We start from the raw sequence: 293 nt of genomic DNA, 5'->3' as shown, positions 1-293 counted from the left end.
ACTGTTCCTACATCATTGCACGATATTGCCACATACAGAAAAATTGTTCCTACAATCTTTGCAGATGTTTTCACAATCTTTTTAAATGTTCCTACATCATTGCACGATATTGCCACAATCGTTTCAATTGTTCCCACAATCTTTGCAGATGTTTTCACAATCTTTTTAACTGTTCCTACATCATTGCACGATATTGCCACATACAGAAAAATTGTTCCTACAATCTTTGCAGATGTTTTCACAATCTTTTTAAATGTTCCTACATCATTGCACGATATTGCCACAATCGTTTC

1 protein-coding gene is annotated in these 293 nt (G+C 34.5%); it reads right to left on the bottom strand.

Translation table 11 applies throughout. The annotated features are described in order from the left end of the window. Nucleotides 1-293, bottom strand: a 293-nt coding sequence (locus GQA99_RS20735; RefSeq protein WP_206194610.1) for a hypothetical protein, incomplete at both ends; no start/stop codon positions are given.

The organism is Shewanella litoralis (assembly GCF_009828585.1).
GTDB lineage: Bacteria > Pseudomonadota > Gammaproteobacteria > Enterobacterales > Shewanellaceae > Shewanella > Shewanella litoralis.
This window is presented reverse-complemented; position numbering and strand designations above follow the sequence as displayed.